The organism is Dolichospermum circinale AWQC310F (assembly GCF_000426925.1).
Lineage (GTDB): Bacteria > Cyanobacteriota > Cyanobacteriia > Cyanobacteriales > Nostocaceae > Dolichospermum > Dolichospermum circinale.
In genome coordinates this window covers 74,949-88,196 of sequence record NZ_KE384669.1, presented here as the reverse complement: position 1 = coordinate 88,196, position 13,248 = coordinate 74,949, and the positions used below count along the sequence as shown (strand labels likewise).

At 35.2% G+C, this 13,248-nt stretch carries 11 protein-coding genes and 1 tRNA gene; 5 read left to right on the top strand and 7 right to left on the bottom strand.

Going from position 1 to position 13,248, the window contains the following annotated elements:
• The first annotated feature begins 205 nt into the window (after positions 1-205).
• From ACIR310F_RS0105415 to ACIR310F_RS0105395, 4 genes are all read left to right on the top strand, one after another.
• Positions 206-802 (top strand): cell division protein SepF, encoded by a 597-nt coding sequence (locus tag ACIR310F_RS0105415; protein WP_028082937.1) that lies wholly within the window; start codon positions 206-208, stop codon positions 800-802.
• A 119-nt stretch (positions 803-921) separates the two neighbouring features.
• The gene (gene proC, locus ACIR310F_RS0105410; protein ID WP_028082936.1) at positions 922-1,737 is read left to right on the top strand and encodes a pyrroline-5-carboxylate reductase; all 816 of its coding nucleotides are present in this window, start codon (positions 922-924) and stop codon (positions 1,735-1,737) included.
• A gap of 281 nt (positions 1,738-2,018) precedes the next feature.
• Positions 2,019-2,525, top strand: a complete 507-nt coding sequence (locus ACIR310F_RS0105400; protein ID WP_028082935.1) for a hypothetical protein — start codon at positions 2,019-2,021, stop codon at positions 2,523-2,525.
• 61 nt (positions 2,526-2,586) lie between these two features.
• Positions 2,587-3,141 (top strand): hypothetical protein, encoded by a 555-nt coding sequence (locus ACIR310F_RS0105395; RefSeq protein WP_028082934.1) that lies wholly within the window; start codon positions 2,587-2,589, stop codon positions 3,139-3,141.
• A 52-nt stretch (positions 3,142-3,193) separates the two neighbouring features.
• Here ACIR310F_RS0105395 and ACIR310F_RS0105390 read toward each other — a convergent pair.
• The 6 genes from ACIR310F_RS0105390 to fraC all read right to left on the bottom strand — a co-directional run bounded on the left by ACIR310F_RS0105390 (position 3,194) and on the right by fraC (position 7,425).
• Positions 3,194-3,266, bottom strand: a tRNA-Ala gene (locus tag ACIR310F_RS0105390).
• Between the two features lie 45 nt (positions 3,267-3,311).
• On the bottom strand, positions 3,312-4,040 hold the full coding sequence (locus tag ACIR310F_RS0105385; protein WP_028082933.1) for an HAD family hydrolase: 729 nt from the start codon (positions 4,038-4,040) through the stop codon (positions 3,312-3,314).
• 58 nt (positions 4,041-4,098) lie between these two features.
• Positions 4,099-4,773 (bottom strand): phosphoribosylglycinamide formyltransferase, encoded by a 675-nt coding sequence (gene purN, locus ACIR310F_RS21640; RefSeq protein ID WP_051289479.1) that lies wholly within the window; start codon positions 4,771-4,773, stop codon positions 4,099-4,101.
• A gap of 202 nt (positions 4,774-4,975) precedes the next feature.
• Complete coding sequence (locus ACIR310F_RS0105375; protein ID WP_028082932.1) at positions 4,976-5,755, bottom strand: ABC transporter permease; 780 nt, start codon at positions 5,753-5,755, stop codon at positions 4,976-4,978.
• A gap of 68 nt (positions 5,756-5,823) precedes the next feature.
• Positions 5,824-6,840, bottom strand: a complete 1,017-nt coding sequence (gene fraD / locus ACIR310F_RS0105370; protein ID WP_028082931.1) for a septal junction protein FraD — start codon at positions 6,838-6,840, stop codon at positions 5,824-5,826.
• Positions 6,841-6,876: 36 nt separating this feature from the next.
• Entirely contained in the window at positions 6,877-7,425 is a 549-nt protein-coding gene (fraC, locus tag ACIR310F_RS0105365) for a filament integrity protein FraC (RefSeq protein ID WP_028082930.1), read from the bottom strand.
• A gap of 282 nt (positions 7,426-7,707) precedes the next feature.
• On the opposite strand from fraC, the gene ACIR310F_RS0105360 reads away from it, so the two are divergent.
• Complete coding sequence (locus ACIR310F_RS0105360; protein WP_028082929.1) at positions 7,708-8,847, top strand: cob(I)yrinic acid a,c-diamide adenosyltransferase; 1,140 nt, start codon at positions 7,708-7,710, stop codon at positions 8,845-8,847.
• Between the two features lie 512 nt (positions 8,848-9,359).
• Here ACIR310F_RS0105360 and ACIR310F_RS0105355 read toward each other — a convergent pair.
• Entirely contained in the window at positions 9,360-13,184 is a 3,825-nt protein-coding gene (locus tag ACIR310F_RS0105355) for a DUF7149 domain-containing protein (RefSeq protein WP_028082928.1), read from the bottom strand.
• Positions 13,185-13,248: the final 64 nt, after the last annotated feature.

The window sequence follows — 13,248 nt, the reverse complement described above, 5'->3', positions numbered from 1 at the left end:
TCTTAACTCGTTGTTATAGATTCGTTAATGTACGGGCATTAACATCAATATCTGTTGATAATTGATCATTTGTACTAAAGAATAAAGTAAGTAGTACAATTTATAAGTCAAGCATCTACTATAGTTATGAATACTGGCTACAAGCGGCCGAAATGCAACTTATAGCCAGGAAAATTAGGGTAATTTTCATCCGGGAGTGTACAACATGGCCAATATATTTTCTAAACTCAGGGATTTTGTCGGTTTGAATGAGCAGGTAGAATACGAATACTACGAAGAAGAAGCCGATGCCGGCGATAGTTATCAGAATGTCTATCAACAACCCAATCCTCAGCCCACCCCACAGGAAACTACTCCTCCTCGACGTTGGCGGGAAAATCCACCTGCAACTACAGATGAAATAGCACCAACAGTATCCAAGCCTATGAGTAATGTTATTGGTATGCCGGGCGCAATTAATGGAATATCTGAAGTTCTAGTTTTAGAACCTCGGACATTTGAAGAAATGCCCCAGGCAATTCAGGCCTTACGCGAACGCAAATCAGTAGTATTAAACTTGACCATTATGGACCCCGATCAAGCTCAACGAGCAGTTGACTTTGTTGCCGGTGGTACTTATGCCTTAGACGGTCATCAAGAACGAATTGGCGAAAGCATCTTCTTATTTACCCCCAGTTGCGTACAAGTTAGCACTCAAGGTGGTTTAGTACATGAAGTACCTATTAACCAAGCCCGTCCTGCCCGTCCCGCAGCTACAGCAACGTCAGCTTGGGGAAATGAACCCACGCGGATGGCACAGTAGTGCTAAATTGGTCATTAGTCCATAGTTTTAAATCCCCAATTAATTGTATTCGCCCTAGCGTTTCGTAAACAAGGATAATTAACTATTAAGAATTGACCACTAGCTAGTGACTAATGACAATGAATATAAAATTTGGCTTAATTGGTGGTGGGGTAATGGCAGAAGCTCTATTATCCCGCCTTATTACAATTGGTACTTATCAACCATCAGAAATTATAGTCAGCGAACCCCAAGGGGAACGCCGCAGCTATTTAGAACAGAAATATGGGATATCTGTAACTACAGAGAATAGTCTGGTTTTAGGGGAAGCACAGGAAGCTGTTATGTTGGCAGTCAAACCCCAGATATTTACTACTGTAGCTCAGGAATTAGCAGATATTTCCCCGGCAGAAAGTTCACCTGTAATCATTTCTATACTGGCGGGTGTAAATTTAAAACAATTGGAAGCAGCCTTTAGCCAATTCCCCATAATTCGCTCTATGCCTAACACTCCCGCCACAGTAGGTGCGGGAATGACGGCAATTTCTCTAAGTGCTTACACTTACGCTAGTCATAAACAAATAGCAGAAAAGATTTTTGCTGCTGTGGGGGAAGTGGTGGAAGTTCCCGAAAGCCTGATGAATGCAGTTACAGGCTTGTCTGGGAGTGGACCTGCTTATGTGGCATTGATGATCGAGGCTTTAGCTGATGGTGGTGTTGCTGTAGGTTTAAATAGAGCAATGGCACAACAACTAGCTATACAAACAGTATTAGGAACAGCTAAACTTTTACAAGAAACCAAAATCCATCCCGCTGAACTCAAAGACAGAGTTACCAGCCCCGGTGGTACGACAATTGCTGGTGTTAGCGCGTTGGAAAAGGCCAGCTTCCGTTCCGCTGTCATGGAAGCTGTCAAAGCCTCGAAAGAACGCGCTCAGGAATTGGGGAATGGTTGATAGGTAAGGTGAATGTTTCTATTTTTATGGTAGCAAGTGCAGGCAAACTGCAAGCGTCACAAAAAATTATAATTTTTGTAGTCAGGGCTAAAGCCCTGATTTGATTCCCATAGAGTCTTTTAATGAGGAATAAAGTCCTGACCTGACTACTTTATCTGTAACTTTATCTGTAGTTTAAAACTATGAGAAAAAAGTATTTATACGGTTGCGGCTTTTAACTAAAATGTGTTACTTTTTTTGAAAAATTTTAAGACTTTTAAGACATTTACAGGAAAATAATCATGCAAACTGAAAAGATGACTATAGGACAGGCTAAGTTAAAAATGACTCTTTGGAATGCAGAAGCAGAGTCAACTTCAGGTATAGATTTATATTTATGGCTACAAGATATCGGTTTACCTCAAGAGGTTGTCACGAGATTACACCAACTAATTCGCAATACTGTTAGAATTGGTAAAAAAGTTGTTGCTATAGGCAAGGTGGTACTGATAAAAATTTTCGAGTTTTTCAAAGCACACCCCTTATTAGTTGCTGGTGCTGGAATATGTGCTGTTGTTGCTTGTGCTATATACAGTTTAACTGTTTCGATTCCATTTTTAGGTCAATTCCTAGAACCTGTAGCTAGAGCTTTAGGAATAGGTATTGTCACCACTGGAGCAGTTGTAGGACATATACTTGATAAACAATTTACAGGTGTAGGAGCAAATATTGTTGAAGTTGCACGTGAGTTTTTCCAACTGCTGACTGATGTTTTCAGTGCGGTTGCTCATGAGGTCGCTTTTACCTAAATTTACTCAAATATGCCAACAAATATGCAAATATTTAAACTGGTTTCAACTGGAGGCTTTTATGACAAACAAGAAACTTAGTAAAGAAGAATTACTGAAAGCAATTGAGCAGATAGAAAACAATCCTGATGATCGAATTAATTTTTTAACAGATATTGGTGCTATTGGTGTTGGTGCTGTTGGTGCAGGTGCAGCAGCATTTGCTTTTGGTGGCACAGCAGTCCCTATTCTCTTTGGATTAATTACCATACCAGTTGCAGCCCCTATAGGGGTAGTTGCTGGAGCAGCAGCATTAGGAGGAGCAGCGCTTTTTGGTGTTAAGAGGTTTTTAATAGATGGAACACATCAGCAAGGTCAGCGAGAAGAAATACTTAGACAGTTAAAAGAGAAGCTACGGGAAATGGAAACTGAGGAAAGAAAATCTACCATTGGGGACAATGACAAAAATAAGTTTTATAGTTTCCTAAAAGAACCATTAAAGCTGAATCTGATTAGTCCTGAAGATGCTCAAAGATTAATGGAACTTGTAGAAAAAGGTGAACTGTCAATTAGTGACGCTTACCAAGTTGTACAAGATATCTTATCTGAGGTAAGAGGACTTCCAGCGAAGAACTAACCACAAAGGAAAAAAATAAGTCAAGTTGGCAAGTGACAAATGTACAACAAAATGGAGAATAGGAGACTCGAACCCCTGACCTCTGCGGTGCGATCGCAGCACTCTACCAACTGAGCTAATTCCCCTTATCCGTGCTTATGAGTTCTTATCTCTAATACACATAGCCCATTCTAGCATTCAGAAACAATAAATTGCCCATCTTTTTTTAAAAAAACTTCCTGTACCTGCTGTAAATCCAAATCAATCAAATAATCAATTGTCCAATTAGCTTGACGTTGCAGCATATGGAACGGGTAAGTATTAGCTACACCTACCACTTGCATTTGGGCTTTTCTGGCTGCTTGAATACCTGCTGGAGTATGTTCAATCACTAAACACTCCTGAGGTTGTAGATTTAATGCTGGATATACTTGATTCATCCGTTCCACTGCTAATAAATATCCTTCCGGGTTAGGTTTATGACTGCTGATATCATTACCTGATACAATCACGGGAAAATATTCAGCTAATTTAGCAGATGTCAACACCGTTTCTACTTCTAAAGATAAAGTATCACTAACTAACCCCAATTTGAGATCATGGTCACGAATTTGAAAAATCACGTCTTCAATTCCGGGATATAAAGGCAATTGTTCCAACTTTTCTAATTCTAGAATATAACCTTGAGCTTTGCGGGTGAGTAATTGAGTCATATAAACTTCTGTCACTACCCGACCACGATTTTTCAGCAGATTTTGCAAGTAAGCGCGGTGGCTGAACCCTAAAAAAGCTTGACGTTCTTGCACTCGTTGAAGTTGGAGATTTTCCCCCAGGAGAATCTCATCTATTAGTTGAATATGGATTGGTCTATCTTTAATGATCACACCATTAAAATCAAATAAAACCGCTTTTAAACTCATGGTGCTAATTCCTAACTCCAAATTTGGGGACTCCTGCTATACATTTTCCCGCCACTAATTACTGATTGTAATATGGCTGGGTGCAGAATGTAGGATCTAGAAGAGTAATGGCCATTGGTAAAATCCGATGTTCCTGCACTTGAATTCTAGCGTGTAGAGTTTCTGGTGTATCCTCTGGGAAAACAGGAACAGCCGCTTGGATTAAAATCTCTCCACTGTCAACTTCTAAAGAAACAAGATGTACAGTACAGCCAGTGATTTTTACTCTGGCTGCTAAAGCCTGTTCTACAGCTTGTACGCCCTTAAAACTCGGTAATAAACTGGGATGAATATTGATCATCCGCTGGGGGAAAGCATCAATTAACACTTGTGTAACTAATCGCATCCATCCTGCCATAATCACGAATTTCACATCATACTGCTGCAATATTTGGACTATTTTACTATCAAACTTTTCTCGATTTTTATAATCACGATGATTCAATAGTACAGATTCTACACCCCATTTTTCAGCCCTGATTGCTGCTTTAGCATCGGGATTATTGTAAATTAAAACTTGAATTTTGGCGTTAATTTTACCATCAGCAATAGCTTGGGCGATTACTTCAAAATTACTACCATTTCCCGAAGCCATAATTCCTATTTGCAAAGGCTGATCAGATGAGAATTGGTAATTATAAATATCAGGAGAAATCAGACTTGAATGATTATTTATTGTCAAATAGTAGGTCATATAGAAATCCTTAATGATATGTAATAAACTCTTGAACATTTAACTTGCATACTTTACAAGTAAAACTCTTGTGGGCTGGGCATCCTGCCCGCCCGAATTATGCAAATTAAAGGTTTTTCAGCTTCAAATCTATTAGTGTTTGGGCAATACCTGTCATCAATTTTAATCACACCACACCAATGATAGTTCTAAAGGTTAATCCTTAAAACTCTCTGCGTAAGAAGATAAGAATAGCAAATGCTAACAACATAAAGCTATAAAGTAAACCATAAACTGCATTGATAATTAATGTGATTGTGTCGGGTAGTGCTTGTAAACCGTAAACGGCATCATTTTTTAGGTCTAATCTGGATAAATCTGGTAATATCAGATATAAACTTTGGGTAATGCGTTCCATAGTAGGATTACTACTTAATTTACCTAATGCCAACAAATCTTGAGTAATATTTCCCATTAAATATACTGCATAAGTTAAGGCAGTGGCGATCAGGGAACTAGTAAAAACTCCTAGAGTAATAGCTACGGCAGTAATTAAACATAATTGGAAAAACATAAACAAGGTAGCCAGAAAAATACTGGTCATTGGATAGGATATTTTGCCAATTTGCAAAAATCCTAAATAAATCATTGTCATGATGACAACTAAAACAGCTATAATCGCTGATAGCCCTAAATATTTACTAGCAATAAATTCACTGCGGCTGATGGGTTTGGCAATTAATACTAATATGGTGCGTTTTTCTATTTCTTTGTTAACTAATCCCGTCCCGATAAATATAGCCACAATTAAACCAATGATATTCATGGTTGCCAAACCAAAATCTAAAAATATTTTATCAGAACTGGTGGCTGTAAATTCAGGAATTGCCCGGAAGGCAATAGCGAGGATGAGTGCATACAAAGGGATGATGTACAGGATGCGATCGCGGATCACTTCCTGAAATACATTCTTGGCCATGGCAACAGTTCTAATTACATTCATATTTGTTAGTCATTAGTTCTTAGTTGTTAGTTATTGATTTGCTTTGGTTCTATTTTACCTTAGTATTGTTACTTTTTTGGTGGGGGAGAACCATTAAAAAATTTACTTGTGCGATCGCAATAAATCTTGGCAACTGGATTCTTATTATCTGTTTTTTGTCCCGATTGAGAGGGTTGAATAAAACAAGATTTTTTCCAGTAAAATCCTTTGGCATTGGCACTAGGTCCATTCCAAATAGTCAAAATATCTAGCTGATATCCAGATTCAGATTTGATATTAACTACACGAGATTCAACACTCCAAAGTTGTTTTTCTTGAGATTTACTGAGGTGATTATTAATTGTTCTATTCCCCAAATTACCTAGCTGCTGATCAGCTTCTAGTAACCATTTTTCTACTTCTGACCAAGGTTTATTGGCAATTTGTTGATTAACTAAAGGTTGCAGTTTATTTAAAATCAAATCACCATTTTTTGGTTTTTTGGCAGGTGGTTCTAGTCTAATGACAAAAGCACTTTTCTGAAAGTTGTCGGCACGTAAACTAGGATAGTCTTTTAACCATTTATCTATAACGAAGTAAAACTGAAGCCAACAACTAATTAGCATACACCAAGATAACAAAATTATTATTTTTTGCCTATCTTGTAATTTGGGTAGTTTTGCTTTTGCGGATCTTCCTCCTGTACCTTCAAAGAAGTTAGGTATGGACGTAACAATTGCAGATATTGTTGGCCAAATAACTATAGTTTTAGCTGTTAATATATTCTCCTGATGTCCAAAGGCAAAGACACTAACTAAGAACCCTGTGATTATTGCCCCGACTGGCATAAAAGTTCCGGGAAATCTTAAAGGATCATCGGTGGTATACCAAGCTGTTCCTGCTAACAAAAATATCCAACCACAAAAGGCAATAATATCTTTGACATATCCTACAGCAAAATATGATATTCCCCAAGAAAAAACACTCAAATAAATAAATGTCTGCCACGAGTATGCTTTTGCAGGTGTGAGAAATTTTTGCACTCCTGCGAATAAACCTTTAATAAATTGAAATATGCCGAGTATTTCCTTAAATAATGAGTCCATTGGATTACCTCTAACTAATAAGGTGATTAATATTGATCATCTTCCAGAATACAGAGAGCGAATTAATAAGATGATGGTTATGGCAGTGTAACTCAGTGAATTTGCTATTAAGATGGCAATTACTAAATTAGTATTTTGCAACTTAGCTATATTCATATAAATTGCTCTTTGTTGTGAAGAAATGATGTCTGTTTCTGTTTTTTTGCCACTTTCATCCATCACAATTATCAGCATTTTCATGATTAAAAACTTAACTATAAAAGTCGCTAAAAAAATAGTAAATGATAACAAAATTATCAGGGAACTGATACTAGTATCTTTTAACTTATTAAAAAATACATAATTAATCAGTTCTGATTTGATAGTAGTAGGTAATATTGGTTCGATCATAAAAAAGATAATCCAGCCAATTACACTAGAAAAAACATTAATGGTAATGGCATAAAAAATGCTGGTCTTCTTATCAAACTTCAGCCATTTATTAAGAACGGAAGCTTCTACGGGAATGGCTGCTAGTAAGAATAATATTTCAAAAAATATTGCCCCGATTGGCAAAATTATGGGTAGTGATAATTCGTCAGACATATTTGTTAAAAGTCTAAGTTAGAACCATTTGGGCGGTTATAATCCGCGTCTACATAGATGAAACCCACCTGAGTGAGTTGATCAACCTGATTTTTTGCTTATAAAAAATACTAACAATCAGCAATTATCTCATGTTTTGGTATTTATAATCTGAGTATTTCAAGATTTTTTATGGAAATTATCAATACATTTACTTCATGTAAATACGTAAACAGAAAACCGTACATCCTCAGCCCGGTTTCGTTAAGATAAGGAATTACCACTTTATAGCTTTTCACAAAGATGACAAGGAACGGTATCGGTATTCGCACAGCGCAAGCGCGTTCTGAGCGGCTTACGGGTCAAATTCACGTCTATGATGGTTTGGGCAAAGGTAAGTCCCAAGCAGCTTTAGGGGTGGTTTTGCGCTCGATTGGTTTGGGAATTAATACACCCTGGGATTCTTGTAGCCGGGTGTTACTGTTGCGGTTTTTAAAGGGACCAGAACGGGATTATGATGAGGATGGAGCAATAGCGGCTTTACAGCGGGGATTTCCCCATTTAATTGACCAGGTTCGCACGGGAAGAGCCGAATTTTTCGGACATGATCAAATTACACCTTTTGATCGCACGGAGGCTACACGGGGTTGGGATGTAGCCAAAGGTGCGATCGCTTCTGGTTTATACTCGGTTGTAGTTCTAGATGAAATTAACCCGGTTTTAGATTTAGGTTTGCTATGCGTGAATGAAGTCATAAACGTTTTAAAATCTAAACCTCAAGAATTAGAAATCATTACGACTGGACGCGCTGCACCACAAGCATTATTAGATATTGCAGACCTACATTCGGAAATGAAACCTCACCACCACCCCACAGCCGCAGAACTGTTTATTGAAGGCATTGAAATTTATACAGGTGCGGGTAAGGGTAAATCTACCAGTGCCTTGGGTAAAGCTTTACAAGCTATTGGCAGAGGTATTAATCATCCTGGTTCTAACCGTGTATTAATTATGCAGTGGTTAAAAGGTGGTAGTGGCTATACTGAAGATGCAGCTATAGCCGCTTTACAGAAGTCCTATCCAGAAGTGGTAGATCATCAACGTTGTGGACGGGATGCCATTGTTTGGCGTAATTCACGTCAAGATTTAGACTATATAGAGGCAGAGAGAGGTTGGGAAATTGCTAAAATGGCGATCGCTTCTGGTGTGTATAAAACTATCATTCTCGATGAACTCAATCCCACTGTGGATTTAGAATTATTACCTGTTGATCCCATTGTCCAAGCATTGTTACGTAAACCCCGCGACACGGAAGTGATTATTACCGGTCGCTGTCAAAATCAACCAGCTTATTTTGATTTAGCCAGTATTCATTCTGAGGTTTATTGTCATAAACATTACGCAAATGAAGGCGTAGAATTGAAGCGGGGGGTTGATTTTTAACCGTAGGGGCGCAGGGTCTGCGCCCTCCGTTCTATTTATCGCATACGGCAGTCACTAGTATTATCAATTACAGACATTAATAATAAAACTCTTGTGGTGCTGGCATCTTGCCCGCATAAGAATTACCTCACTCAAGCTAAACTTGCTGTAATATTTTTATTTGGGTTGAGAAAAACCAACCCAAAAATCACGATTATTAATGTTCCTGTTGATTTAACCAAGTTATTAAATCAGTATCTGCAATTTTAGCAAGATTATTGTCAGAATCAGGATATCCAGGATTTAAGGATTTACAGGATGTAAACTAATACAAATAGTTTTGAGAAGGATAATATCCCCAATTTCTTTTTTATTCTGTCAATAAATTATAATTGTCTGAATCAGATATTGAGTAGGTTGGGTTGACGTTAGGAAACCCAACATTTTCAAGCATTTGTTAAGTTGCGCTGTTGCTTAACCCAACCTACGAAAACTAATTAATATCAGAAGTTGGGGATATGGATAAAGCGATATTATTGAGAACTTTCGATAATTTGAATTTCCTCTGCTGTTAAATTATATAGTTGATAAACCATTTGATCAATTTCTGTTTCTAATGCGGTTGTATCTGCATTCGGATCTAATTTTTTAGCGTTGAGAATTTGATCAACTAATTGTGTTAAAATATCTTGATCACGTTGAGAAATTTTAGGAATAGGAATTTGTTCAAAGTATTGAGGTTTAACTTCAATATAACCACCACTTCTGACAACACAAATATTTCTCAAAACATACCAAATAACTTGAGAGTTAAGGATACCAATTAAATATTTTTCCTTGACACTTATTGGTAAAAATACTGCTGGTGCATTAAGATAAGTACCTGATTCATCAAAACAAAATTTATTTGAGCTTTGCAGATTAGGAAATATAATTTTAGGTTGGGTAAACAAATCATAGTAAGAACAGTTTCTTAATTCCCACCAATATTGACCTTGATCATATCTTTTTTTAGCTTTTTTCTGAAAATTTAATAAATGCTTAAAAATGCTTGGGTATTGTTTTTTCATTTTTGCTAAAGCGTCAACTTCTGTTAGCTTACCAAAATTTAATTGTGTAGATTTACTGGTAAATATTATCATCCATTTAGAAGTAGATGGAGTAAACCATTTTTTAATATCTTTTCCATCAAAAACAGGTTTTAATTCCTGATCATTAGATATTTTTTGACTAATGACAAAAGCCTCATTTAATCCTGTTAATATACCACGATAACATTTACCAAATATATCTAGAATTCGGTTATTTTGATTAAGTCTATTTAATAATTGCTGCTCCAAATCATTTCTAAAATTCCAGACATCAGCTAATAATGACTGATGAGAAATTTGGCTAAAATATTGAGCATTAAACAGATTTTTTTTATCATCATAGATATTTTTATTAACTTTAAGAAAATCAAAACTTTGATTAATTTCATGAGATTTAGAAGCAAGAAAAATAATTGGATAAGTAGTAGCTTCATCAAACACAACGACAGAAGTAAAATCTAAATACTTTTCAATTGTAAAATTTTTGATCACAAAATCTCGTAATGTCTTACCAGCAGTTGTTTTATCATAAGTATTGTTAATAAAACAGAATTTACCTTGATTGACTAATATTGAATATGAAAGCTCATAAAAATAATAAAATATATCTCCAGCAGTCACAAAGGTACTAAATTTATTTTTTAAGTAGATTTTTAAAGCTCCTAATTCTTCGGATCTAATATAAGGAGGATTACCAATTACGACATCAAAACCAATAAAATCACCATCATCATTTAAAACTTCAGGAAACTCAAAACGCCATTCAAAAGCATAATTATATATCTTACCATTTTCTATTTCTTCAATCTCAATTTTTAACTGATTAATTTCATTATTTAACTGACTGATTCTTTGATACCGCAGTTTTTTATCATCTTGACTTTCTTGTAGTAAAAAAGTTTGATTTTCCAGATTATAAACTTCTCCCTCTAACTGTCTTAATTTAGTTTTATTGGGATCACTTAATCCCAAGGTTGTTTGAAAATTATTTTTAATATCCTTCATTAATTTTTCCATTGCTCTTTTTTGTTCTCGGTTCTCAGCATTGCGGTAAGTTTTGACAGCATTTTTATAATCTTCTATAGTGTATTTCTGCTTACTTAAAGCAATTTGCAAATTACCATCTAAGGAAAACCGACTAATTAAAGAATTACCACATTTAATATTAATATCAATATTGGGTAAAGTCTCCAATTCTCTCATATTCCCCTCTCCTCCCAGGAGAGGGGTTAGGGGTGAGGTTTTTCCTCCCAGGAGAGGGGTTAGGGGAGAGGTCTTATAATAAGCATTTTTCAAAAGTTCAATCCATAAACGCAACCGACAGATTTTTACAGAGTTGGGGTTAATATCCACACCAAATAAACAATTTTCAATAATCGTTTGTTTCTCATGAAATAGAGTTTCTTGTACTCGTTGACTTTCCTGATTTTTCGGGTTATACTCAAATAATAAACCATCCTCATCAGTGACAACTAACTCATCATTAGCAACCTCAAAACTATATTCCTTTAATCTCTTACCTTGTCTATCCAGTAAAATTTTTAACTCACTTTTTATCGCAATAATTTCATTTAAAGCAGAAACTAAAAAATGTCCTGAACCCACAGCAGGATCACATATTTTCAAACTGTTAATAATATCATTAGCTGCTTTTTTATCCTCGATTTGATCATATAAATCATCAATAGTTTTACAATTCCAACCTTTAAGATCATTAAACTTTTGGATAACCGCTCTTCTAATGGTTTCCCGACACATATACATAGTAATAAAACCGGGAGTAAAGAAAGAACCATCTTTATAACCATTAATTTTCTCAAAAATTAAACCCAATACAGAAGCATTAATTAACCTTTTATTTTCTTCCTGAATTTCTTCCCCAATGTCACTACTAAAATTGTAAGCATTGAGAAAAGCAAACAGATATTCTAAGGTATTAATTTCTCCGGTCAGTTTTTTACCATTGTTATCTTTTAAGATAGTACCAGGGAAAATGGGCAATTTTTCATTTCTCAAATTGCTAATACAAATAGTTTCCTGTTCAATGTCTGTCGGTTCAAACAAAGAACTATTCAAATAAGGAACATGAGCAAATCTTTCTTGTAATTTTTGTTGTAAATTCTGACTTCTTTCCTCTGGTTTACGCGCTAAAACACTAAAAAATAGACTATTGAGATCATCATAATTTGCAACTTTTTGTAAATTCAAAAATCCCCAAGACAGGTCATTTTTATGATATCTAATTAATTGAGCTTCTAATAGTTTTAAAAACAGGATTCTATTCATCCAAGTAATTGCTAATTCTAACCCTAGATTAAAAAGTTGTTCTTGATAGGTTTCTCCAAATTGTTCGGGTTTTTCTAAACGAGAAATTTTATCTAAACTATCAATTTGGGAAATAGCATTTTCTATTAATGAACCGATATTTCTATCATGTTCTTTTTTGCGTTGAATCAGCTTTTTACCACCTTCTTTAGTTTCTACCAAACCGATAATATGTAATAATTCACTGTAAAAACCTTTATCAAGGGTATTACTATCATTAATAAAAGGTAATTTTAATAAATGTTCTGGAGAAAATAGTTTAAATAGGGAAATTAACTTATGTTCATCTGGATGTTTACCAGGGTTTAAATATTCCTGATATTCTCGAATATCAAAATGGGTAAAGGTAATTTTATCGGTAATTTCATTAATCGCCGGTTGAGCAATTTCTTTATAGAAAAATTCAGTTTTTTTGCTAGTTAATCTCCCTGCTTCAAAATCAGTAAATTGTTTAACCAGAGATTTATTACCAATAAATAAGTTTTCAAAGGTTTGAGCATCGAAAATAAACCATTCGTAAATATTAGTAGCGATTAAATATTTAATTTCTAAATTTTTTCCTGTTAAACGTTCTCGCAAGAAATATAAAACTAATTCCTGAAATGCTTTAGTATTGAGATGCTCAACTTTCAACATTTCACCTTTATTATTTGGCTTTTTAAATTCTAAAATCACCCCCACACTACTTTTAGCATCTTTACCATTATAAATAACTAGATCATTGCGTCCCTTAGTATTAATAAAATGATTTGCACTATAAAAAGTATTCTTGAAAAAATCCACAATCAGATTTTTATGAAATTCCTCAGATTCCGCTTCATTAATTTTATTAATTAGATTTTGCAGATGATTTTTAAAATTTTCAACATCATTTCTACAGGGGTTAATTTTCAGAAATGCTTTATTTAATGCTGCTCTAGGTTGCAATTTTTGTAAGTTCATTTTTTCACACCTTGATATTTATTAAAGTTGGTTAATTTCCATTATCTCATAAAACATCCTGTAA

Coding starts and splice junctions, on each gene's coding strand:
- ACIR310F_RS0105415 (WP_028082937.1), top strand. CDS start 206: ATGGCCAATATATTTTCTAAACTCAGGGATTTTGTCGGTTTGAATGAG.
- proC (WP_028082936.1), top strand. CDS start 922: ATGAATATAAAATTTGGCTTAATTGGTGGTGGGGTAATGGCAGAAGCT.
- ACIR310F_RS0105400 (WP_028082935.1), top strand. CDS start 2,019: ATGCAAACTGAAAAGATGACTATAGGACAGGCTAAGTTAAAAATGACT.
- ACIR310F_RS0105395 (WP_028082934.1), top strand. CDS start 2,587: ATGACAAACAAGAAACTTAGTAAAGAAGAATTACTGAAAGCAATTGAG.
- ACIR310F_RS0105385 (WP_028082933.1), bottom strand. CDS start 4,040: ATGAGTTTAAAAGCGGTTTTATTTGATTTTAATGGTGTGATCATTAAA.
- purN (WP_051289479.1), bottom strand. CDS start 4,773: ATGACCTACTATTTGACAATAAATAATCATTCAAGTCTGATTTCTCCT.
- ACIR310F_RS0105375 (WP_028082932.1), bottom strand. CDS start 5,755: ATGAATGTAATTAGAACTGTTGCCATGGCCAAGAATGTATTTCAGGAA.
- fraD (WP_028082931.1), bottom strand. CDS start 6,840: ATGGACTCATTATTTAAGGAAATACTCGGCATATTTCAATTTATTAAA.
- fraC (WP_028082930.1), bottom strand. CDS start 7,425: ATGTCTGACGAATTATCACTACCCATAATTTTGCCAATCGGGGCAATA.
- ACIR310F_RS0105360 (WP_028082929.1), top strand. CDS start 7,708: ATGACAAGGAACGGTATCGGTATTCGCACAGCGCAAGCGCGTTCTGAG.
- ACIR310F_RS0105355 (WP_028082928.1), bottom strand. CDS start 13,184: ATGAACTTACAAAAATTGCAACCTAGAGCAGCATTAAATAAAGCATTT.